The organism is Shewanella sp. ULN5 (genome assembly GCF_030731885.1).
Taxonomy (GTDB): Bacteria; Pseudomonadota; Gammaproteobacteria; order Enterobacterales; family Shewanellaceae; genus Shewanella; species Shewanella holmiensis.
Window position 1 is genome coordinate 1 of record NZ_JAPJEE010000022.1, and the last position, 21,489, is coordinate 21,489.

Below are 21,489 nucleotides of genomic sequence, written 5' to 3' on the forward strand. Positions count from 1 at the left end.
CTAAGAAGAAGCAATTTCGAATAACTCAATACCTGTGAATGTCCACACAGATTACTTGATAAATTGTTAAAGAGCGTTGATGTTAATTTTTCAAACATCGCCTTAGGACGCTAGGTCATTGGCTTGGGCTGCGTATTTTACAGACCCTGTTGTTTGCGTCAAGTGTTTTTTCAAACTTTCTTTTCGCGTTTGGTTTGTTGCGTTTTACCGCTGTAAACCAAGCTGACTCTGCGTTTTGCTTTCGCTCTGTGCCGTGTCAGTGGATGCGCATTATAGGCAGCTTAAGATTTTGTGCAAGCCCTGTTTGGGCTTTTTTAACAAATCACCGCCCAAGTGAATACTTTTTGAACCAAGTGGTGTTTTTACCATCAAAAATGAGGATCTTTAGCGCAATGTAAGTTGCTAAAGGCTTTGTTTTATCGCATTTGGTACATCAGCAATACTATCAACTACTATAGTTGCTTCTTTAATGCCGGCTTCATCAACCACTTTACCACTACGTACTAATATTGATTTTCCAATACCTGCAGCCTTAGCTGCTCGCATATCGTCAGCTTTGTCACCGACCATTACTGAGTTCGCCATATCGATTTTCAAAAACTTGGCAGCATCAAGCATCATTCCTGGTTTAGGTTTACGACAATCACAGTCTTGCTTGTATTCCCCTATGCCTTTTTCAGGATGATGTGGGCAATAATAGATACCATCTAAATCCACACCTTTATCTGCAAAGTTCCAATCCATCCATTCAGTTAATGTATGAAAATCATCTTCACTATAGAAGCCACGAGCTATTCCTGATTGATTGGTAACAACGACTAATAGATACCCCATCTTCTTTAATGCAAGACAAGCATCAAATACGCCATCTATATATACAAAATCATCAACAAGGTGAACATAACCCGTGTCTTTATTAATGACACCATCTCTATCTAAAAATACAGCTCTGTTCAAAGGTGCAACTCCATAAGACAATATAAAATATTATTTTACTATTATTCCATTCATCGTTATAAATTGCACCGCGTAAATGATATCAATCATTCAATTTTGGCAAGTACCAGCAATCTCATTACATCACTTAGTTCTCTCGTTAACTAAATCTTCCGATGCTATATGGTGCCATGTCCAACGTTGTTTTTTCATTTAGAATCGTTTCTGTAATCAATTTGGCACTGATTGCCGACCAAGTTAACCCTAAGTGTTGGTGACCAAAAGACACATAAATGTTATCAACCATTGTTTTTCCAATAACGGGTAAGCTATCTGGTAATGAAGGCCTAAATCCCATCCATCTTGTTCCATCCTCAACATTTGCATGTTCAAATACATTCGGGAGCAACGCTTTTGCATGTGGTAATAAACAGTCCGCTCGCCCTGGAGACATAGGTGCATCTAGCCCGCCAAATTCGACAGTGCCAGCTAACCGGGTTCCTTTAGCCATTGGCGTAATAATTAACTTACGGTTATAGGATGCCACAGGCCGCGATAGCTTAGCCTTTTGCGGCATCATAAGATGATAACCCCGCTCAGCTTCAAGCGGCACATGATGACCAAGTTGTTTGGCTAAAGGCTTAGACCACGCACCAGCCGTTAATAGAAGCTTATTGCTGGAGACTTTCATGTCACCATCAATCAAAACAGAAACACATTCACCCTCTGCAATGATGGTGTCAACTTGTGCCACTTTAAAAATGCCCCCTAAAGCCTTAAATTTATCCGCTATGGCAACGCAAATCTGATAAGGGTCTGGCGTGTGCCCCACTTGAGTAAAAAACAGTGCATGAGTGATCTTGTCACTTAAACTTGGCTCCAACTCACGTACCTGCTTACCCGTTAATAGCTCAACATTGACACCCGCCTCTTGGTACATACGCCACTCTCGTTCAACCTCTTCAAGAGAGTTCCCCTCAAATACCAATAAGCTACCATTCAAATGTAATAATTCTTCACTGTCGCAAAAAGCCAGTATCTCTTTCATTTCATGAATTGATTGTTCATTAAGTGCTTTAATGGCCAGACTATTATGCGTTCGACGTTCAGGTAACATATTAAACAAAAATCTCATGAACCAAGGCAAAGCACGATAAAAATATCTAGGACGTATCCTAAATGGCCCTAATGGATCAATTAGCATCCAAGGCAATTGGTGCAGTAAACTCGGATTTGCCAAAGGGAATACTTGTTCTGTGGCAAAATGCCCTGCATTTCCCTGTGATGCACCGGCAGCGATAGCCTCTTTGTCAAAAAGGCTGACCTTAAAACCTGCTCTTTGTAAGTAAAGCGCAGATGCTAAACCCACAATACCTGCACCTATTACAGTCATCTCACCTAAGTCGTCAACACTGCTATTACCTGAATCCATTTTCAATCTCTTATGTTAATTCATGATTATATGGGCTTATAAACTAAGCTTGACTAGCGCTTTGAGCAATAAGCAACGAATGCTTACTTACATTGCAATAATGTCGAAAAAATTATTTCAACAACTATTCTTAAAACACTTCCAATTGTACCTAATGCACTATTTCAAATAATGACAACTATAATTGAATATTGTATACAGTATTCAATTATAGTAAAGTAGTTAACATCATTTAGACTCTATACGGTATAGATGACTAAATCGGGCCTCTAAATGGCTTTTTTGTAAACACTGGGAAAGCTAAATCCTAAGCATCAGTATGATTATCTGTGCTTAGGTTTGATTCCTGATAGAAGTAACGCTTAATACTATTAACCTCTACCTTAACGCAAAATAAGGGCACAAAATGAAAAGAAACTGGCAAGGCGTATTCCCCGCGATATCGACACAATTTAATAATGACGGGAGCATTAATTATGACTCGAATGCCCGGATGCTTGAAGATCTGATTAATGACGGTATAGACGGCATTATTGCACTCGGCACTATTGGTGAGAATGCTTCTTTAAGCCCTCAAGAAAAGCGTGACTTCATCAAGCATACAGTTGACACAGTCAATGGTCGTATTACTGTTATTTCTGGGTGCACCGAAAATACCGCCCAACTTGCGGCGCAATATGCTCAAGATGTCGACGCTCTGGGTGTTGATGGATTAATGTTATTACCCGCTATGGTTTACCGTGGAACCGATCGTGAAGTGATTACACATTTCCAAACCGTTGCACGTTCAACAAAATTGCCAATCATGATTTACAACAACCCTGTCAGTTATGGTGTGGACATCAACCTTCAAATGACCGAAATTCTAGCGGAAGAACAAAACATCGTTGCCATTAAAGAATCCACAACCGATACCCGCCGTTTAACTGAATTGCAAAGCCGTTTTGGTGATCGTTTCGAAATTCTATGTGGCGTTGATGATATTGCACTAGAAAGTATCTTATTAGGTGCGACTGGCTGGATCTCTGGGTTAACCAATGTATTCCCACGTGAATCTGTCACCTTATTTAGACTTGCCCGTGAAGGCCGTATCGAAGAAGCGCGTGAAATATACCGCTGGTTTATGCCACTACTGAGGTTAGACACCATTCCAACATTGGTTCAATGCATCAAACTGGCAGAGCAAATCGTTGGACGAGGTAATGAAAACGTCCGTATGCCACGCATGACGTTAATCGGTGAAGAACGCGATTATGTTCAAAAAGTGGTAAACGAAGCTTTAGCCACACGTTTAGATTTGAATAAGTACATTTAATTCTTATTCCCTAAAAGACTTGTCCCCTAAACAACAATAACAAGAATGGAGTCGGCAACGATGATAAAAGGAACATACTTTTGCGTCGATGCTCATACTTGCGGTAATCCGGTTCGGTTGGTCACCAGTGGCCATCCGAATCTTATCGGCAACACTATGAGTGAAAAGCGTCAGGATTTTTTGGCCAATTATGATTGGATCCGTAAAGCACTAATGTTTGAACCACGAGGCCACGATATGATGTCAGGGTCTTTTCTCTACCCGCCTTGCTCAGCTAACAGCGACGCCTCAATTTTATTTATCGAAACAAGTGGTTGTTTACCTATGTGTGGCCACGGCACGATAGGCACAGTTACAGCAGCAATCGAAACCGGTTTATTAACACCAAAAGTCCCCGGAAAACTGACATTAGATGTACCGGCTGGTCAAATCAATATCGACTACAAACAAACTGATAACAAAGTTGATTGGGTAAAGATTTATAACGTGCCCGCATACTTAGCACATATGGATGCTATTTTGGAGGTGCCAGGTCTTGGTTCCTTAACGGTAGATGTATCTTATGGTGGCAATTATTATGTCATAGTTGATCCTCAAGAAAACTTCCCCGGATTGCGTCATTGGTCAGCTGCAGACATTTTACGTTGGAGCCCAATTGTGCGTGAAGCGGCACGCCAACAACTGGTTTGCGTGCATCCTGATGACCCAACGGTTCAAGGTGTCTCTCACGTTCTGTGGACCGGCGAGACTATTTCAGAAGGCTCAGACGGTGCCAATGCAGTCTTTTATGGCGACAAAGCCATTGACCGTTCACCTTGTGGTACAGGGACTAGCGCTAGACTTGCGCAACTTTTTGCCCGCGGCATTCTCAAAGTCGGCGACACCTATACTCACGAAAGTATTATCGGTAGCCAATTTATCGGTAAAGTAGAATCAGCTACAAAAGTGGGTGACTACGATGCGATTCGTCCAAGTATTCAAGGCTGGGCGCGAGTTTTCGGACAAAATGCCATCACAATCGATGATAGCGATCCATATGCATTTGGTTTTCAGGTGGTTTAAAGGAATAACGATGAAAGAGCAAAACAATACAACAGCAAACATATGCGGTCAGCATTTTATTGGCGGTCATTGGGTAGGTAACGCTGATGGCTTCACCAGTTTTAACCCAGTAGAAAACAAGCCATTGTCTTGGACGTTTGCTGAAGCCACAGCTCAAGAGGTAAACGAAGCGGTGATTGCAGCTGATAATGCTTTTGCTGCTTATCGTCAAACCTCTTCGATTCAAAAAGCGGATTTTCTCGATGAAATTGCCAAACAAATTATGGCCGATGTCGATAATATCATCGCAATTGCACATCAAGAAACTGGCCTTGCTTTGGCTCGTCTGCAAGGTGAAACAGGTCGAACTTGCAATCAACTAAAAATGTTTGCCAGTTATTTACGCTCACCTTCAGATGTTCGGTACGCTGATGCCGCTAACCCAGAACGAGCCCCATTACCTAAAGCGGATTCGCGCCTGGGTTACTTACCCATTGGCGCTGTTGCCGTATTTGGTGCATCTAACTTTCCGTTGGCTTTTTCTACTGCTGGCGGCGATACCGCATCAGCACTCGCAGCGGGTTGTCCCGTTGTCGTTAAAGGGCACCCTGCTCATGCTGCTACATGTGAGTTAGTCACCAAGGCGATAGCGCGTGCCATCGAGATTTGTAACATGCCTGCAGGGGTTTTTAATCTTATTCAGGCAAGTCAGCCAACGGGATCAACGACACTAGTTCAACATTCTAGCATCAAGGCTGTTGGGTTTACCGGTTCGTTAAAAGTAGGTCGTATCTTAGCGGACCTGTGTTCAACCCGACCCCAACCGATACCTTTTTATGGTGAGTTAGGTTCAATCAATCCACAATTTATTTTACCTACATTAATGGCTGAAAATGCTGAATCGCTTGCCCGCACACAGGTGCAGTCAATGATGATGGGACATGGTCAATTTTGTACAAGTCCTGGGCTAATCGTTGCACTAAAAGATGTAGCCCTGAAAAGATATCTGGCCAGCTTTAGTGAAGAAATGGCAATGCAAGAGGCAGCCCCAATGCTAACGTCAGGGATAGCTGCAACTTATCAGAAAATGACACAAGCATTAATGAACATTAAAGGGGTAAATATTCTTGCTCAAGGAAAAGCTGCAACGGCAAGCCACCACACACGTCCGCTTGCTTTGACTGTCTCAGTTAGCGACTATTTGGAAAATCAAAGCCTGCAAGCTGAAGTGTTTGGCCCTTTCGCTGTTTTAGTACAATGCGACACAATGGCAGAAATGCATCAACTTGTAGATGGATTAGAAGGTCAACTAACTGCCAGCATTCACGGGCTTGAAAAAGACCTTAAAGACTGCGACCAACTCATAGAAAATTTAAGCTACAAAGTAGGTAGATTAATATTCAATCAAATGCCGACCGGTGTGGAAGTCTGTTACTCCATGAACCATGGAGGCCCATATCCAGCCAGTACTGATGTGCGTTCAACATCTGTAGGAATAGAGGCGATGAAACGCTTTGTGCGCCCTATTTGCTATCAGAATATGCCGTTGTCACAACTTCCAAGGGATTTACGCCCCGAAAACCCGCAATTAATTACTTTTTAATAGTGAAAATTAATAAAGGGAAACGAATATTTTCCCTTTATTAATAGTTTTTTTAGCGGTAACCTTGGGTGGATAAAATGTAGTAATGAATAAATAGACGGAAGCTATGAGTCTAATAACACCGATTATCCATAAAACACGTACTCAAATTGTTGTCGAAGTTCTCAGGGAAAAAATTCTCTCTGGTGTCATCGTGGCTGGCGAGGCACTGCGTCAAAGCGCCCTTGCAGAGGAACTCAATGTTAGTCGAATTCCAGTTCGCGAAGCTTTATTGCAGCTAGAAGCTGAAGGATTGGTCAAGTTTGAGGCGCACAAAGGTGCAACAGCTACGCTTTTATCTGCAGAACAAGCCACCGAATTATTTGAGTTAAGAGCGATGATCGAGACCGATTTACTCGCTAAGGCTATACCTAACTTACAACAACAAGATATTGTTCAGGCTGAAAATATCCTCGACCAATTAGAGTCAGCCTTTAAGCATGAAGACACAGTGGCAAGCTGGAACGAGCTTAATACCCAATTTCATACGATTCTATACAAACCCGCAAATCGCCCACACACCCTTGATCTTGTGCATGGCATAAACACCAATTGTGACCGTTATATTCGATTACAACTGCTGAGAACAGCGGGGATCCCAAAAGCGGAACAGGAGCATAGGCAATTACTGGAACTATGCAAAAGTAAAAATATTGAGGCGGCAACTGCACTGTTACATCAACATATTATGGATGTGTTAGTCGCAATCAGAGCATTAGTCCCAAGCTCAACAAGCAGCACTCCTCTAAAAAAGCCTAAATAAGGACTGTGTAGCGCATTGATAACCTACACTGTCCACCCCTAAAGCATTTGAAATGACATGTAATCACACCGCTATTTTCATACCGATTGTCACGTTCAATAGCAACCTACGACTAATTTGATTTTTTGAGAGAACATACGATGCAGTACGCGCATATTACAGGTTGGGGCAAAGCCGTCCCGCCATCGTCATTAACCAATGATGATCTGGCGACTTTCATGGAAACCTCTGACGAGTGGATTAAATCTCGTACTGGGATCAGCAAACGTCATATCAGCCATGTGAACACTTCGGTGCTTGCAAGTGTTGCTGCAAAACACGCTTTAGCTGCAGCAGGTATCGATGGCAGTGAATTAGATTTAATTATTTTAGCTTCAGCAAGCCCTGATACATTGATCCCGAACATCGCTTCCACAGTTCAAGCGAATGTTGGTGCAACTTGTGGTGCTTTTGATATCAATGCCGCTTGTAGCGGATTTTTATACGGTATCGGTTTAGCGAGCTCATTGATTAAAAGTGGCCAGAATAAAAAGGTGTTAGTCATAGGTGCTGAGCGTTTATCGTTTTATTTAGACTGGTCGCGTAGAGAAACAGCCGTATTGTTTGGTGATGGTGCTGGCGCAGTGGTTTTAGAAGCACGTGAAGAGGAAGGTGGTGTATTAGGCTATGAGCTGAATAATGACCCTGATGGACGTGAAATATTGAAATCAAGCTTTGGCAGCCAAATGGATAGATTAGACACCAGCTCATTAGATTTTTATATACAATTCAATGGTCAAGAAATCTTTAAACGCGCTATTCAAGGAATGGGCTCGTTGAGCACTAAGGTTCTTGAGAAGTGTAACGTCGATAAAGATGATGTTGATTGGGTGATTCCACATCAAGCTAACGAGCGTATCATCGATACTTTGGTTAGTCGGATGAAAATTCCGAAAGAACGCGCAATCGTCAATATCGCTAATTATGGCAACACTTCTGCAGCCACCATTCCCATTGCAATATGTGATGCGTTAGATAAAGGGTTGATCAAACCAGGCCAAACCATTTTATCTTGTGCATTTGGTGCTGGCTTAACATCGGCAGCATTGCTGTTCAAATGGACTGACCGTGTGACCCCCATTAATACAAGTGATGCCAAAGTGCCAGATTGTGAGCAAACTGCACTTGAGTTAATTAAACCTGCTGTGGATTATTTCTTTAAAAAAGCGGCTGAAGAAGGTAGATAAGCCCACTATGTAGCTTAGTTAGTCAAAGACTTAATTAAATTCAGTTATTGTTTATTTACTGTTAATTCGCATTCAAATTGCCCATCGTTGATGGGCATTTTTATTTTGATAGCCCCACAAGTTCATGACACTTTATCTGCTTTAAACCACCTAATGCTGACACTTGCGCTAAAAATAACTCTGCACAGGCTATCGCATCGATCAGTGCATTGTGGCCTGCGTATACAGGGAGATGATATCTTTCTCGACTTTGCCCTAAGCGAACACACCCTTCAACTAATTGACCGTGCTGACGAAGATAACGGGTTTTCTCGATCATTAAGGTATCGATGAAAGGCAATAGTAACCGCTGACCAAATACGTTTTGCAAACTTTGTTGGATAAACGCCATATCCATAGGTGCATGATGAGCCACTAAAATATGACCCTGAGTTTGTCTTAATAACCACGCCATAGCCGCATCAATAGGTAAAGCATCCTGTAATTGGTGGTCGACAATGCCATGCACAGCGGCACTTTGGCCCACACTACCATCAATTGAAATCATCAAATGCTGTGCTCTCACTAAAGGAATCGTTCCCTTACTAATTGGCACCAAACCAATACTGATTATCTGATCATTTATCGGGTCAAGCCCCGTCATCTCAAGATCAATAGCCATCAAATCAGCATCATAAATGCTGCGAGTAAACTGTTGAGTTAATGAATGTTGATATTCATTTAATTGGCGATCATGTGAGCCTTGTTGTTTTGATAACGAGTCTAACCAAAATCGACTTTTAAGCCATAAATGATTGACCACTAGAAGCTCCGAGTAAATTTAAGCTTTAACCCAGATTGAGCATCATGCACCACTTTAAAAGCATCGCGTAATTGGTGGCGAAGCAATGATGAGAGATCCTGCGGTTTTAGATAATTACTTACGACCAAATTGTTAGTGGCTTGATAACCTTGATTAGCTAAGCGCATATGAGCAATAAATTCATGAGCATCAGCAAGGTTTAGCGCATCTTTACGATTGATGATATTGGCATCCATTAACGCACGGATGCGTTTAGCGGTATTCACCTCTTTTATCCCTGCACTTAAGGCATACACCCGAGCAATATCATTAATCAAGGCACTGCCTTTATGTTTTAAATCCATGCCTTTCACTTCACTTCCATCACGCTCAAGCACAAATTTTCTGAAAAAACCTAAAGGCGGCGTTTGTTGTAATGAATTACCCGCCATGCCCGCTAAAAAAATATCATTATCTTTAGTATGCGACATTACCGAGTCTTGTAGCTCATCAAACAAGGTTTGCGGTCCATAAACCGCGCGCATATCAAAGAAAATACTGGCATGCATCAGCGCCTTAGGTTCTGGAGACATCACCCATTTTTTAAACTTCTGTTGCCATTGTTGCAATGATAATCGCCATTGTGGATTTTGCGCCATGATATCGCCTGGACAATAAATATAACCACATTGGTCTAGCCCCTTACAAACTGCATGGGTCAATTTATCAAAATATGCTGCGGCAAATTCATCTGGTTCATGGGCTAGTAACAAGCCATTGTCTTGATCCGAACACGCCACTTGATCCTGACGTCCTTGTGAACCAAATGCTAACCAACAAAACGCCATTGGCGCCTTGCCTAATAATTGTTGGTTAAGCACAATCAATCGACGAGTCAATGCATCGGTAACCGAGGTTAATACTCGGCCGATTTCTTCAGCTCTTGCATCTGCGCTGATTAAGTTTTGTAATAACACCGGAATTTGCTTACTGACATGGATTAATCTTTCAATAGAAGATTGGCGATCGATTTCACCAATAAGTAATAAAGGTTGCGAACTTTGCGAACGTAAAATATCAGTGCTGGTTACCATCCCTTTGGCTTGCTGATTATCAACCACTGGCAAATGATGAATATTGTGTTCGCTCATCAATAACATGGCTTCAAAAACTAATGCATTTGAGGCAACCGTTTGTGGTTGTTTTGTCATGACTTTGTCGACACACGCGAGGCCATCTAAGCCTTCAGCTAAGACGCGATTACGTAAATCGCGGTCAGTTAAAATGCCAACCAATTGTTGATCTTGCAACACTAAAACGGAAGAAACTCGGTGATCACGCATTAACTTTGCGGCTTGCTGAACGCTAGCGTTTACTTCAATGCTGATCGGTGTATGCGACATAAGATTGGTTATACGACTCGTCGTGGTAAGATCTTTGGCCTTAAACTTATGCTCATTTCGCAAACGTTGTGCAAACGCTCGGGTGAAAAAGGTATCAAACTGACGATTTTGCGTGCGCAGCTCGGTAAACAAAGCTTGGGGAATGTGGTACACCAAACCATCTTCTAAAATGGCCACTTTATTAACCACCTTTTCACCCGACAATAAGGTCGAGAAGCCGAAACACTCACCTTCAGCAACCCTATCAACGAGCACACCTTGGGGATCTCTGACCTCAAACGCGCCACTTCGCACTAAATAGAGTTTGGGATTAACTGGATCAAACTCAACAAATGCTGATGCTTTAGCATAGTAACCAATATTAATTTCACGGGCGCAACGTGCTATCAGCGCAGCACACAGCACATCAAAAGGTGCATGGGTTTGTAAAAACTGTTCAATGGGCTGTAACTCGCTGGCATTCATAATTTTTTCTCAAAGACCCTTTGATTTAATATAGCGCCACTAACTAAATATTGGCTATAAGACTTAAGCCCAACGATTATTTTTTCACCCATAAAAAAAGAGCGCCGAAGCGCTCTTAAAAGGGAAGATAATAATGCTTAGTGGTCTTGAGCTTCACCCGCACCTTGAGGGAAGCGAATAGACTCAACCATATCAACAACATCCTGTGGTACAGCGCCTGTTACTTTACTGACAGCGAATGCCACAATAAAGTTAACAAACATACCCATCATACCGATACCTTCTGGTGAAATTCCGAATAACCAGTTTTCTGGCGTGTTAGCACCGACGTTGACAAACTTGAAGTAAACAATATAGCCAGCGGTAAATAATAAACCAACTAACATACCTGATATTGCGCCTTCTTTATTAATGGTTTTCGAGAAAATACCCATAATAATGGCTGGGAATAGCGATGCTGCGGCTAAACCGAAGGCTATCGCAACCACCGCGGCCACAAAACCTGGCGGATTAATACCAAAGTATCCTGCCATCACAATACCTAGCGCAGCTGCAATTCGGGCATACATCAATTCTTTCTTGTCTGAAATATCAGGCATGAGATTCTTTTTAAGCAAGTCATGTGATACCGACGTCGAAATAACAAGTAATAAACCGGCTGAAGTTGATAACGCTGCGGCTAAACCACCGGCGGCAACAAGGGCGATAACCCATGCTGGTAGACTAGCAATCTCAGGCGTAGCAAGTACCATAATATCGCGGTCAATGGTCATTTCATTTGTCGCACCATTGGCATACGAAATTTTGCCATCGTTATTTTTATCATCCCATGCTATTAAACCGGTTTTTTCCCAGTTCTTAATCCAATCAGGAGCAGACTCATATGCCACACCAGTTGAATCAGGACCATTAATGGTTTCAATCATATTTACACGAGAGAAAGCCGCTAATGCTGGAATAGTGGTATACATGATTGCAATAAACACTAATGCCCAACCCGCTGATAAACGCGCATCTTTCACTCTTGGAACCGTGAAGAAACGAACGATTACGTGTGGTAAACCTGCAGTACCAAACATCAATGCGCCAGTGATAAAGAACACATCAACCATGGCTTTTGAGCCTTCAGTATATTGCGAAAATCCGAGTTCAGCAGATAGACCGTCGAGTTTGTCCAGCAAATAAACACCCGTACCATTACCTGCGGCATCGACTAATTCAGCACCAAAACCAACTTGAGGTAATACGTGCCCCGTCATCATGACAGAGATAAAAATAGCAGGAACCATAAAGGCAAAAATTAATACACAGTATTGAGCAACCTGAGTATAAGTAATCCCTTTCATGCCGCCTAATACCGCATAGAAGAACACCACGGCCATACCGATATAAACACCTGTGTCGACTTCAACTTCTAAGAAGCGAGAGAACACCACACCCACACCACGCATTTGACCTGCAATATAGGTAAAACAGATAAAGATGGCACAGATAACTGCAACGGTACGTGCGGTTTGTGAGTAGTAACGGTCACCGATAAAGTCGGGCACCGTAAACTTACCGAACTTGCGTAAATAAGGCGCCATACACAAAGCTAATAATACGTAGCCCCCTGTCCAACCCATTAAGTAAACAGAACCGTCATAACCCGTAAATGATACGATACCTGCTAACGAGATAAATGATGCCGCTGACATCCAATCTGCTGCGGTAGCCATACCGTTCATCACTGGTGGAACCCCACCTCCAGCAACGTAAAACTCTTTAGTTGAACCAGCACGCGCCCAAATCGCGATACCGATATACAGCGCAAACGTCGCGCCAACAATGATATATGTTAATGTTTGAACATCCATTTCAGTGCCCCTTAGTCTTCATGAACATCGTATTTTTTGTCTAGGGCATTTGCTTTTGCCACATAAACAAAAATCAGCGCCACGAATACATACATTGCACCCTGCTGCGCAAACCAAAAGCCTAATTTAAATCCCATAAAGGTGATTTCATTAAGCGCGTCTACAAATAAAATACCGCAGCCAAATGACACTGCAGCCCAAATTGCTAGCAGTCCAAGTACTAAACGTAAATTTTCACGCCAATACCCTGCTGCTTTATCGTTATTTTCAAAAGCCATTGCGACTCCCCTGTGCTAGTTTTTATAAAGTCGAGTTGTAAAGTCATTGTTAATCTAGCAACTCTAGGGGGTTCGACAATCAAGACCTTAGTCTAATTAAATGATGACATATATCAAAGAAAACAAAATAAACAGATTAAAAACATACACATAGGCAAACATCGAACAAGGTAAACATAATGTAATTAGCCTGCAGTCCTAGACCAAGGTCGAACAAATATGCTGTTGCTATAACCATTAAATTAAGTAAGACAGGGAATAACCAAGCTATTACAAGTGAATGGCGAAGTGAATAACTTGTGATCATGTGATTTGGCAGGTAAAATTTTTATATAATAATGAGAAAGGATATTTCATTGAAAAACCTGTTTTCAGCTCCAAAAAACCTGTTATTTTCCATTGCAATGGGCATTCTTGCCCTTGTGATTAATCTTTATCCCATTCCTTTTTTTGCTAACGTACAATTTATTGTAGGTAATACACTAACGGTTATCGTAGCGGTATTATGTGGTCCTTGGTACGCGTTAATTACCTCCTTGTTTGCTTCTACAGGCCTGATGCTAATTTGGGACAGTTATCATGTGTTTGCTATTTTTTCCTTAGAGGCATTATTTTTAGGTTTTTGTCGGCGACGTGATATTTATGCTCTTTATGGCAGTATCATTTTTTGGGTTTTGATTGGCATGCCCTTATTCTACTTAATGGCCAATATATTCTTTGAATTACCCGCAGAACATCTGCCCTTTGTGACTCTAAAGCAAGCGATTAATAGCTTGATTTACACCAGTATTGCGTCTTTACTGATATTAATGCTGCCCAAATTATGGTTATTTGAAACTAAGATTAAAGATAAACAGCGCCGGACACTCAGTAAGCAGATGGTGTATTTCATAACCTTAATGATTACTTTATCGCTCTTGTTTTCAGCTTTGTATTTCAACTTTATTTCATTGAATAAACAGCAATCACTGATTAAAAAGAATCAGCAAGAAACGGTATTTCATCTAAGTTATGCTGGCGAACAATATATCGAGATGCATACCAAGGTGATAAAAAATGCCGCACAGTTTTTTACATTAGTGAACAATACCAGTGCCGAACAACAACCTTTACTGAGCAATTTACATAATAATTATCCAGGTTTTATCAGTATGCTCATCACTGATGATAAAGCGAAAATAGTTAGCGCAACCCCAATTACACGATTTAAAGACATTCACTCGAGTAACCATTTAAGCGTTAAAGACCGAGACTATTTTATCGAGGCTTTTTATAACCAGAAAATATTTACCTCGTCAGTCTTTGTTGGAAGAGGCTTCGGTAATGATGCAATCATAGCGATTAGCGCCCCCTATTTTCAAAAAGATGCTCCTTTACAACCAGCGGGGATTATTGAAGGTTCACTCGATTTAAAATACTTCTCCGCTATTGATTATGATTTCAACCAACACAAGAGCCAGTCAATCATATTAACCGATGAAGCCAATAGCATCATTTACGCCTCAGATGAGCTTAATTTAAAAGTGATGTCACCATTTAAGTACAGTATCCATAATGGATTTTATGTCACAGATTTACAGCTACTCAATTTAAAAAATACAGCATCTAAAATTCCTGAATATATTTATGCCTCTAAAGAGCTTAATAACGGCTGGAAAATATATGTCATTGAGCCTTTTTCGCCATTGTTAAAACTGGCAGAAAAACAGATGCTCACTAGCTTTATCATATTACTGGCTGCATTGCTGTTCAGTTTCTTTATTTCTAATCGAATTAGTCAGTTACTGACAGTACCCTTGGAGATGGTGGCAAATCATTTTGGAAAATTAAATCAAAATGATTTAAACACTCAAGTATTAGATGAAAGCTCGCCAAAAGAGGTTTATAGTCTTTATCAAAGATTATTAACCAGTAAACAAGAGCTTATATCACACCAGTTAGCACTGGAAGAAACCGTCGCATTGCGGACATTAGAACTGGAAAATGCCAATCAAAAACTACAGGAATTAGTGGATAAAGACCCATTAACAAATCTATTTAATCGACGCTTTGCAGAACATAAATTTACTGAAATAAGAGATTTTTGCATACGTAGCGAACAAGCTATTACTGTGGCAATCCTCGACTTAGATTTTTTTAAAGCGATTAATGACAGCTATGGCCATTTAGCCGGCGATGAATGTCTTCGCCAAGTATCTGAGCAATTATCACAGCACTTTAAGCGCGATATTGATATTTTGGCTCGTTATGGCGGTGAGGAATTTATTCTGATTTTACCCATGACAAATGCACTGAATATTGAGCATCATTTAAATGAATTTAGAATTAAGTTAGCTGCAACTAAAATCAACGCCCCAAATTCGAAGCAAGATTTCAACATCACGGTCAGCATAGGCGCGATAACGGCAAATGCCAGTTATCATGCCCAATTAGATAAATGGATTAAAATTGCTGATGATAATCTCTACCAGGCAAAAGCCCAGGGACGTAATAGAGTCATTGTCAGTATTATTAATCCTGAAGCTGAATCATAAAGGCATCCATTCGACCTAACATATAAGGGTAGAATGGGTTCCATTTTTGACGCAACATGTTGGCGGCAGACATTGATAACAACCCTCTTTCAGCCTGAAATATTGCGAGGCCAATTTGAACCGTCTCACTGTTTTCAACGGCAATTGGCCCATAAAGTGAATCTTCAATTGGAAAAGGTAAAGCAATATGCGAAAGAGAAAATACTCCTTTAGGCCAGCTCAACAACAGTTCTTGCGGAGCTTGATCAGCGAATAATCCGACTTCCCTTGCACGCACTGCGCGTCCATCTTGTTGGTAACTTTCAATAAAGGTTAAACGATAATCAATCGAATGATTGGTCCAATATGGCTCAAACGGTAGCATTGGATCTTGATTCATTAACAACCGGAAATTTGAACTGCGGTTATAGTCAAAGATAACCAATTCATGTTGATTTTCAGGTAAATATTGATAAAGCTCATCAACAACATTTACCGAAGAAACCGTATCATCAATGATCGACTGGAACGTTTGAATCGGCGCAATTGCTTGCAATTGCTTAGGGTTTAATTGTTTCAAAAGCTGCTGATTACGTATCGTTAGCTGATAAACAACATCCCCCGCATTCACCGCAAATGACATGTATTTGAATGGGTCATATTCAGTTTCAACACTATTCCAATACAATTTTTCTTGTCCAAGTAACTCACCTAACTTTGCCTGCCAGTAGGCTCCCTGTGCGATGGGCGTTAAACCTATTGCTGGAGACATGAAAATCATTTTACTGTATTGGGTAGCTTTGTTAAGCGTAATTGCTTCAAGTTCATGGTTTAACGCTAACGCTGCACCCGTTGAAAAACCCACCACATAGAGGGGTTTACCTTTTAGTTTTTCTGACAGGTGAGTGGTGGCCAGTGACACTACAGCAGCTAAATCAGACCAGGTAATATCAGTCAACCCAGATGGAATAGTACCGTGACCAGGCAATCTTAATCCCACAATATGAGCCTGGTGACGATAATGTTCTGCGATATGTGACATTGAATAAGGGGAATCTGACATACCATGTATTAGCAATAAGCCAAATTCAGCATCATCATTTTCCCATTCAAAAGAGCGATTCCAATCTGAATGCCATAAAGCAGGATCCGACGAACTGCCTTTTTCATAACGATTTACTGGAGAGGCTATTTCCGGCTGATATTTCTGATAAATCTTTTTATCAACTTCTTTAAAAAGTTTATCTTCTAAGGATAGATATTCAGTAAAATTTTTTAAACCAGACTGTTGATGATATTCATTTTTTAGATGGGTTGTATGCCATATTGAAAGATCTGGCTTTTCATTTAATAGCCAAACTGCCAACATAATCAAAGCGAGGGATGTGCCAATGATGCTATAAAATAATGCAAAGAAAAAGTGCTTAGTAGAACCGATAACAATAGCGCGCATGGGGATCCTTTTAATCTAAACCAACAATGAGTACATCAAAAAACTAAACGCCTAAAAGAGTTTAGGCTGATAAGATATTATATTAATCATAATAGTAAACGATATTAAAATGAAAATGCTTGATGAAAATTCATCCACGCCAGAATCAATTAGTCACTACTTTGGGGCCTCGACACCCAAAATCATCTTTTATTTACCGTCAGCGCCAATCATTCCAAAACATTGGCTTGCGATAAATGAACAAGCAATTGCACAATTAATTCATGCTAATGGTAATCACTGGCGTAAAATTATGGTGATAATAAGTAAACTTGTGTGCAAAGAGTTTTCTGATTGGCGAAAAGTACAACCAAGCTTGTTTCAACAAAATAGTGCCGCTCATGTCCCCCTTGCAATTGTCATTGTGAATGATTCATTTGAAAAAGCGGATGATCTTGCGCTAGATCCTAATATCATGCACATCATTTGCGGCAAAAATACCTTTTCACGTTTCACATTTGAAAATATCAAACTTGATCAAAACCTGTCATTGAATGAAAAGCAGACTATTCAATACCATCACCCAATATTTCTAACGCCATATTTAGACTATCGCCAATTTCCTAATGCATTAATAGCATTATTAAGACCTTTGCTGCACCAAAATAACTGAAGTTTAACAAGTAGGATACTCAACCGTTAAATAATATCGATGGGGAATGTGTTTTACAAACGCCAGGTTTCTAGTGCTCCATCTGAGCTTAAGGTCAATAATTTACCCTTTGATTTGAGCTTCATCGACAATACTGTTGTTCCTGCGCTAAAGGCGGTAATATTCCAACTATAAAGCTCTTTTCCAGATATCGTATTCCAGTAGATAACCGTTTTTTTTGAGGTTGCCGTAACTAAATTATTAGCATTGTTGATAAGTAGCGCAACACGAAAGTAACGATAACGTTCAAGGTAATCGAGCTTGCCAACATTCAAACTGGTCTTCGAGTCAAAAATAGCATTATTATCTAAAGCATCCGCAATAAATAAACGCCTACTGACTTGATCAAAGCTCACGCTGGTGACCCTTTGCGGACGTGAAAAACTATTTATTACTTCACCGCTATTGATAGCCCAAATCTGTACCTGACCGTCTAGTCCCGTCGATAAAACCTGCTGTTCAACCTCAGAGAGTTCAACATGATTAACGGCTGCACTGTGTTGTTTAAACAATGACATAGTCATGCTGCTGCGCTGGATGACAGTGATAGAACCATCACTCATACCGACGATAATTGTGCCGCCAGTTTGACTTAAAAAAAGACTTGTTACACTCGCATCAGGGTTAAAGCCTTGAGCCATCCAACGAAGATCTAGCTTTCCAGTTACAAGATTTAAAATTGAAATGTTGTTCTTTCCTGCTGTTATCAAGTATTGCTTATTTCCTGATAGTGCCAATTGATAATTCACTTCGTCAAAGTCATCACCAGTCCATTGATGTAATAGGGTTCGAGTCGTGATATCCCACACAGACAATGTGCGACTTTGCCCCAATGTCACCGCAATACTGGCATCAGTTGACAATACAGCATCCACAAGATTCTCTTTGACCAAACGATGAATTTCAATCGGCTTTTTACTATCTTCGATTTGATTACAGCCAAAAAGCATAGTGAATGCCAATGGGATAAGCATAAACATCCACGATGATCTCGTGCTAGTGCTAGCAAGCAAATTAATTCCTTAAACTTATCGCCGTGAATACCCAAGCATAGGATTGAGTCTGTTTAATGCTAAAGAGCACTGATTTGAACAAAAATAAAAGACACACAAAAAACTCATACAAGTTGCTATGTGTCATATTTCTGAAAGTTGCCAGCAATGTTAAAGAGATATTAATCGTAAATCGTTGGAATAGGTTTACGTTTATGCTGAGTACGCTGATAAATCGCAATTAATTTAGACTCAACATGAGCATCTACAGGTTTAGCCTCTAAAAAATCATCAATTTGATCATAGGTTAGCCCTAATGCAACCTCATCTTCCAATTGCGGCTTGCCATCTTCAAGATCCGCTGTCGGAGCTTTGTTAACTAGAATATCTGGTGCACCTAAATAGGCTGCAATTTGACGTACTTGGCGTTTATTTAAGCCAAACAAAGGCGCTAAGTCACATGCACCATCGCCAAATTTAGTATAGAAGCCAGTAATGTTTTCAGCGCTATGATCGGTACCGACGACTAAGCCCCCGACCATACCCGCAATTTCATATTGCGCGATCATACGCATTCTGGCTTTCACATTACCTTTAACAAAATCAACCTTATCCGTGTCTGGTAATTTTATTCCGGCATCTGCAAGTCCAGCTAAAGTGGCGTCATGCGCACCAATAACCCCCTGGGCAATATTCACAGTCACTTGCTTACTGGGTTGAATAAATTTACAAGCTAATTGCGCTTCATCTTCATCTTTTTGAACTTGATAAGGTAATCTGACTGCAATAAATTGATAAGATTTATCCGCCAAACCATCGTTTAGCTGATCAACAGCTAATTGACATAAACGCCCTGCTAATGATGAATCAACGCCACCACTGATCCCTAAAACAAGCGAAAAACAGTGGGCATCTTTGAGCTTAGATTTGATAAATGCGACGCGTCTTTGTACTTCAAATTCGGGTTCAATTGCTTTGAGCACATGCATTTCTCGTAAAATTTGTCCCTTCACCTTAAGCTCCTTCAATGATTAATCTGGCTCTATTCTATTAAAAATTTGTGAAAAAAAAACGATAATGACAAAACATTATCGTTTATTTTTAAAGTATTTTTTATTTAAGCTGAACTCTGGATAAGGTATTCACTAATGCATTGATATTAAGTCAAATACATACTCCAACTCCTCAGCCTGAACGCTTCAGGGCTACAAGTCAAATATGCTTGCATTAAATGAGTATTGCACGTCAACCCAAACCGTTAGCGTTAAAAATAGCCGCAGAAGAAAGATTTATTAACCAGAGTAAAGATTACTTAGCTAATTAAATCTCGGATTAGCGTTCCCAATAAGACTCTTCTAAACTGTCTTCTCGCTCAGGCAAACCTCTAGACAACCTTGGGCTGTGCTGGGCTAATACTTCATAAGCGACACGGTTAGCATATTTACACACTTGAGAGAATGACGAGTAGCATAATCCATCACGCTTATGCTTACTTGAACCAGGCACATTGGCTTTATGGAAATTATTAGCCGACAGATCATGTAACAAAGCCGATAAAGCCCCATCTCCAGCACCGTTAGTATTACGAATATAATCCGGCCCCCCCATATACGGGGCAATGTGTGCATACACTTTAATTGGCTGTTCACAGTCAGCTTTTAACATCGGACGCGAAAATTCATAACGGTTAAATTCAGGAATAGCACCAGGTAGCAAAGTGTGGCTGGTTTCGCGTTTAGCACTATCTTCAGCATAACCTGCAGTATATAAACCAATCGCTCCCGCGGTCGTCAGCACCATATCACACCACTCAAGCGCTGCTTCACTGGCCAATAAAGGATCTTTAAAGCCCGTTAACGCCTCACCTTCATCTTCATTCATTGCCAGAATAGTGACATGCTCTTTAATAAAGTTTTGCCACCAAACAGGGTCTTCTTGAATTAAAAAACGCGTACCAAGCGTTAACACAACAGGCACTTCAGCGGCTTTTGCATATTCAATCGCTTGCATCGCAGCCGATGTCATGCCATCCCCCTCACTCGCTCGCATTAAGTAGGCAGTGATCACCAAAGCAGAGCTTTCTTGAACCACTTGCTGATTAATATAATGAGGCGTCAGCTTGTCCATTGAGCCTTTGCTGATCGCAAAAGTGCGTTCACCATCAGCCGAAATTAACGTAAAGCAGCGTCCGATAGGGCCATCTACGGGTTGTAAATAGTTTAAATCTACCTTTGAAGAGGTATTGCAAAGGTAGCGGTAAGCATAGCTACCGACCATAATATTTTGGCTCATGACACCAAATAATACTGAGCGGTCATCAGCAAGAATTGAGTAGTTATGCACGGTATTACCTATGGTGCCACCCGCAAACTCATCACTGATCATGTCATTTGATTTTAATTCGTTGTAAAGAATGTGTGCTCTTTCATCATCGATTAACGTAGAGTTACCTTTAGGTAAGCCATAGCGCTCAAGTAGCTCTTCGGCAACTTTAGCTTCAATGTCTACTAAAGTTTGGTCGATACCACAAATGTAAGTAGGAAAAGTTTGCGGCTGTTGGGTAAATTGCGCCAAAAGCGGATCACGGTTACTTACTGGGAAATAATGCTTCGACTTACGTTGACCTGGAAACTTCATAATCGATTCTCATGAGTTTGCATCCGTGCAGCGAAATAAAAATATCAGTTTAGTTTATATTTAAG

At 40.8% G+C, this 21,489-nt stretch carries 17 protein-coding genes; 7 read left to right on the forward strand and 10 right to left on the reverse strand.

Features of this window, described 5'->3' with window-relative positions:
• Nucleotides 1–402: 402 nt before the first annotated feature.
• Together gmhB and ORI98_RS16360 are read right to left on the reverse strand one after the other, a co-directional pair.
• Nucleotides 403–957, reverse strand: a complete 555-nt coding sequence (gene gmhB, locus ORI98_RS16355) for a D-glycero-beta-D-manno-heptose 1,7-bisphosphate 7-phosphatase (RefSeq protein WP_261298878.1) — start codon at nucleotides 955–957, stop codon at nucleotides 403–405.
• A gap of 139 nt (nucleotides 958–1,096) precedes the next feature.
• Nucleotides 1,097–2,368 (reverse strand): FAD-binding oxidoreductase, encoded by a 1,272-nt coding sequence (locus ORI98_RS16360; RefSeq protein WP_306135939.1) that lies wholly within the window; start codon nucleotides 2,366–2,368, stop codon nucleotides 1,097–1,099.
• 406 nt (nucleotides 2,369–2,774) lie between these two features.
• Here ORI98_RS16360 and dapA point away from each other — a divergent pair, with 406 nt between their 5' ends.
• From dapA to ORI98_RS16385, 5 genes are all read left to right on the forward strand, one after another.
• Nucleotides 2,775–3,683 carry a 4-hydroxy-tetrahydrodipicolinate synthase gene (dapA, locus tag ORI98_RS16365; protein ID WP_306135940.1) on the forward strand — a complete coding sequence of 303 codons (909 nt, stop codon included), beginning with the start codon at nucleotides 2,775–2,777 and terminating at the stop codon, nucleotides 3,681–3,683.
• A gap of 60 nt (nucleotides 3,684–3,743) precedes the next feature.
• Nucleotides 3,744–4,745, forward strand: coding sequence for a 4-hydroxyproline epimerase (locus ORI98_RS16370; protein WP_261298881.1), 1,002 nt, complete (start codon nucleotides 3,744–3,746; stop codon nucleotides 4,743–4,745).
• A gap of 10 nt (nucleotides 4,746–4,755) precedes the next feature.
• Entirely contained in the window at nucleotides 4,756–6,327 is a 1,572-nt protein-coding gene (locus ORI98_RS16375) for an aldehyde dehydrogenase (NADP(+)) (protein WP_306135941.1), read from the forward strand.
• Nucleotides 6,328–6,433: 106 nt separating this feature from the next.
• Nucleotides 6,434–7,129, forward strand: a complete 696-nt coding sequence (locus ORI98_RS16380; protein WP_306135942.1) for a GntR family transcriptional regulator — start codon at nucleotides 6,434–6,436, stop codon at nucleotides 7,127–7,129.
• 140 nt (nucleotides 7,130–7,269) lie between these two features.
• Nucleotides 7,270–8,355 carry a ketoacyl-ACP synthase III gene (locus ORI98_RS16385; RefSeq protein ID WP_261298884.1) on the forward strand — a complete coding sequence of 362 codons (1,086 nt, stop codon included), beginning with the start codon at nucleotides 7,270–7,272 and terminating at the stop codon, nucleotides 8,353–8,355.
• Nucleotides 8,356–8,455: 100 nt separating this feature from the next.
• Here ORI98_RS16385 and ORI98_RS16390 read toward each other — a convergent pair whose 3' ends face one another.
• The 4 genes from ORI98_RS16390 to ORI98_RS16405 form a co-directional block, all read right to left on the reverse strand.
• Complete coding sequence (locus ORI98_RS16390; RefSeq protein ID WP_306135943.1) at nucleotides 8,456–9,157, reverse strand: exonuclease domain-containing protein; 702 nt, start codon at nucleotides 9,155–9,157, stop codon at nucleotides 8,456–8,458.
• Nucleotides 9,157–11,004 carry a DUF294 nucleotidyltransferase-like domain-containing protein gene (locus ORI98_RS16395; protein WP_261298886.1) on the reverse strand — a complete coding sequence of 616 codons (1,848 nt, stop codon included), beginning with the start codon at nucleotides 11,002–11,004 and terminating at the stop codon, nucleotides 9,157–9,159. The genes ORI98_RS16390 and ORI98_RS16395 overlap by 1 nt, the downstream gene beginning before the upstream one ends.
• 137 nt (nucleotides 11,005–11,141) lie before the next feature.
• Nucleotides 11,142–12,860, reverse strand: a complete 1,719-nt coding sequence (locus ORI98_RS16400; protein WP_261298887.1) for a sodium:solute symporter family protein — start codon at nucleotides 12,858–12,860, stop codon at nucleotides 11,142–11,144.
• Between the two features lie 11 nt (nucleotides 12,861–12,871).
• Nucleotides 12,872–13,138, reverse strand: coding sequence for a DUF4212 domain-containing protein (locus ORI98_RS16405; protein ID WP_188842927.1), 267 nt, complete (start codon nucleotides 13,136–13,138; stop codon nucleotides 12,872–12,874).
• 356 nt (nucleotides 13,139–13,494) lie between these two features.
• Between ORI98_RS16405 and ORI98_RS16410 the strand changes: the two genes are divergently transcribed.
• Entirely contained in the window at nucleotides 13,495–15,672 is a 2,178-nt protein-coding gene (locus tag ORI98_RS16410; protein ID WP_371931185.1) for a diguanylate cyclase, read from the forward strand.
• Here the strand turns inward: ORI98_RS16410 and ORI98_RS16415 are convergent.
• A complete protein-coding gene (locus ORI98_RS16415) occupies nucleotides 15,650–17,104 on the reverse strand; it encodes a carboxylesterase (protein WP_306135944.1) in 1,455 nt (484 codons plus the stop codon). The two genes, ORI98_RS16410 and ORI98_RS16415, sit on opposite strands and share 23 nt — an antisense overlap.
• 109 nt (nucleotides 17,105–17,213) lie before the next feature.
• Between ORI98_RS16415 and ORI98_RS16420 the strand changes: the two genes are divergently transcribed.
• The gene (locus ORI98_RS16420) at nucleotides 17,214–17,756 is read left to right on the forward strand and encodes a hypothetical protein (RefSeq protein WP_306135945.1); all 543 of its coding nucleotides are present in this window, start codon (nucleotides 17,214–17,216) and stop codon (nucleotides 17,754–17,756) included.
• 53 nt (nucleotides 17,757–17,809) lie between these two features.
• On the opposite strand, the gene ORI98_RS16425 is transcribed toward ORI98_RS16420, so the two are convergent.
• The 3 genes from ORI98_RS16425 to ORI98_RS16435 all read right to left on the reverse strand — a co-directional run bounded on the left by ORI98_RS16425 (nucleotide 17,810) and on the right by ORI98_RS16435 (nucleotide 21,424).
• Nucleotides 17,810–18,769, reverse strand: a complete 960-nt coding sequence (locus ORI98_RS16425) for a WD40 repeat domain-containing protein (protein ID WP_306135946.1) — start codon at nucleotides 18,767–18,769, stop codon at nucleotides 17,810–17,812.
• Between the two features lie 200 nt (nucleotides 18,770–18,969).
• Entirely contained in the window at nucleotides 18,970–19,800 is an 831-nt protein-coding gene (nadE, locus tag ORI98_RS16430) for an ammonia-dependent NAD(+) synthetase (RefSeq protein WP_306135947.1), read from the reverse strand.
• Between the two features lie 319 nt (nucleotides 19,801–20,119).
• Nucleotides 20,120–21,424 (reverse strand): inosine/guanosine kinase, encoded by a 1,305-nt coding sequence (locus ORI98_RS16435; protein WP_306135948.1) that lies wholly within the window; start codon nucleotides 21,422–21,424, stop codon nucleotides 20,120–20,122.
• Nucleotides 21,425–21,489 lie beyond the last annotated feature (65 nt).

Excerpts from the sequence above, each read along its gene's own strand:
- ORI98_RS16415 (WP_306135944.1), bottom strand. The coding sequence starts at position 17,104 with ATGCGCGCTATTGTTATCGGTTCTACTAAGCACTTTTTCTTTGCATTA.
- ORI98_RS16370 (WP_261298881.1), top strand. The coding sequence starts at position 3,744 with ATGATAAAAGGAACATACTTTTGCGTCGATGCTCATACTTGCGGTAAT.
- ORI98_RS16405 (WP_188842927.1), bottom strand. The coding sequence starts at position 13,138 with ATGGCTTTTGAAAATAACGATAAAGCAGCAGGGTATTGGCGTGAAAAT.
- ORI98_RS16420 (WP_306135945.1), top strand. The coding sequence starts at position 17,214 with ATGAAAATGCTTGATGAAAATTCATCCACGCCAGAATCAATTAGTCAC.
- ORI98_RS16360 (WP_306135939.1), bottom strand. The coding sequence starts at position 2,368 with ATGGATTCAGGTAATAGCAGTGTTGACGACTTAGGTGAGATGACTGTA.
- ORI98_RS16435 (WP_306135948.1), bottom strand. The coding sequence starts at position 21,424 with ATGAAGTTTCCAGGTCAACGTAAGTCGAAGCATTATTTCCCAGTAAGT.
- dapA (WP_306135940.1), top strand. The coding sequence starts at position 2,775 with ATGAAAAGAAACTGGCAAGGCGTATTCCCCGCGATATCGACACAATTT.
- ORI98_RS16400 (WP_261298887.1), bottom strand. The coding sequence starts at position 12,860 with ATGGATGTTCAAACATTAACATATATCATTGTTGGCGCGACGTTTGCG.
- ORI98_RS16395 (WP_261298886.1), bottom strand. The coding sequence starts at position 11,004 with ATGAATGCCAGCGAGTTACAGCCCATTGAACAGTTTTTACAAACCCAT.
- ORI98_RS16425 (WP_306135946.1), bottom strand. The coding sequence starts at position 18,769 with ATGCTTATCCCATTGGCATTCACTATGCTTTTTGGCTGTAATCAAATC.
- ORI98_RS16380 (WP_306135942.1), top strand. The coding sequence starts at position 6,434 with ATGAGTCTAATAACACCGATTATCCATAAAACACGTACTCAAATTGTT.
- ORI98_RS16375 (WP_306135941.1), top strand. The coding sequence starts at position 4,756 with ATGAAAGAGCAAAACAATACAACAGCAAACATATGCGGTCAGCATTTT.
- ORI98_RS16385 (WP_261298884.1), top strand. The coding sequence starts at position 7,270 with ATGCAGTACGCGCATATTACAGGTTGGGGCAAAGCCGTCCCGCCATCG.